This is a genomic window from Brevibacterium sp. 50QC2O2 (assembly GCF_024580675.1).
Classification (GTDB): Bacteria; Actinomycetota; Actinomycetes; order Actinomycetales; family Brevibacteriaceae; genus Brevibacterium; species Brevibacterium moorei.
The window spans coordinates 1-1404 of sequence record NZ_JANIJZ010000045.1 but is presented as its reverse complement, the minus strand read 5'-3'; the positions used below and the strand labels follow the sequence as shown (position 1 = coordinate 1404).

1 protein-coding gene is annotated in these 1404 nt (G+C 61.4%); it reads left to right on the top strand.

Features of this window, described 5'->3' with window-relative positions; all coding sequences use genetic code 11:
* Positions 1–96 precede the first annotated feature (96 nt).
* Positions 97–1344, top strand: a complete 1248-nt coding sequence (locus NQ038_RS15125; RefSeq protein WP_257062985.1) for a DDE-type integrase/transposase/recombinase — start codon at positions 97–99, stop codon at positions 1342–1344.
* Positions 1345–1404: the final 60 nt, after the last annotated feature.

Sequence of the window (1404 nt, the reverse complement as noted above, 5' to 3'; positions counted from 1 at the left end):
TGTGAAGTCTCGGGACATCGTGACCACAGATGTCTCACAACATCATGACCACCATGTCTCACCACATCATGACCATACCCATGGTCACGTGGACTCATGACCCGTGACTACAAGCCCACACAAGACCCGAACATCCGCCTGAAAGTCGCACAATTCCCCGACCCCGCCCCACACGGCGCGATCGGGGAATTCTGCACCCGCTACGGCGTCTCCCGATCCTGGTTCAAAAAAATCAGAACACGCGCGAAAACCCGCGGCATCAACGCCACCATCGAACCCGCCTCACGCGCACCGAAAACCCGACCGGGCACAACCGACCAAACCACCATCGACCTGCTCCTGGCCAAACGCGAACACCTGAAAAAAGAAGGCTGGGACCACGGACCCCTGGCCGTCCTCGACCGATTGCAACGCGAAGGCATCACCGGCCTGCCCTCACGCGCGACCGTCGCCCGAATCTTCACCCGCTCCGGCGTCATCACACCAGCCCCGAAGAAACGCCCCAGAGCCTCCTACCACCGATTCGTCTGGCCCCGCTTCAACGACCTCTGGCAAATCGACGGGATGGACCACACACTGGCCGACGGCACCCACGCCTGCATCATCGTCATCATCGACGACTGCACCCGCATGATCCTGGCCTCCCACGTCGCCGAAGGCGAAACCTCCGAAGCAGCCCTGACCACGGTCAAAACCGCCATCGACCGCTACGGGACACCCCAACGCTTCCTCTCCGACAACGGCACCGCGTTCAACGTCTCCCGCCGCGGACGCATCGGACAACTCACCACATTCCTGCAATCCCTGGGAGTGACGTGCATGACCGGCAAACCCGGCCACCCCACCACCCAGGGGAAGAACGAACGCTCCCACCAGACCCTGCAGAAATACCTCGCCGCCCGACCAACGGCCAAAGCCCTCTTCACACTCCAGGAACACGTCGACGCGTTCGATGCCGAATACAACCACCACCGCGGACACCAGGGCCTGGCAGGACTCACCCCGGCCGAACGGCACGCCGAAGTCCCCACCGCCGACCCTCCCACACCACCGGAACCCATGGACGCCGACGACTGGATCCAGCTGAGAAAAGTCATCCCGAAAACGGCAGCGATCCTCATCGACCGCGTCCGCTACCGGATCGGCAAGGACCACATCGGCACAACGGTCATCATCATGCACAACCTCCGCCACGTCCACGTCTACGACGAGGCGGGAACGCAGATCCTGTCATTCATCAAACCCACCGACCCGCAGACCCACTACGTTGGAAACGGACGCCCCAGAGGATTCCTCAACGATCCGAAATACACGCATCGACCCGAGATGGACACGAAGTCATGAGACATCAATGGACACACCTGGTTGAGACATCACGTGGCCCCGATGTCCTGAGACATGACA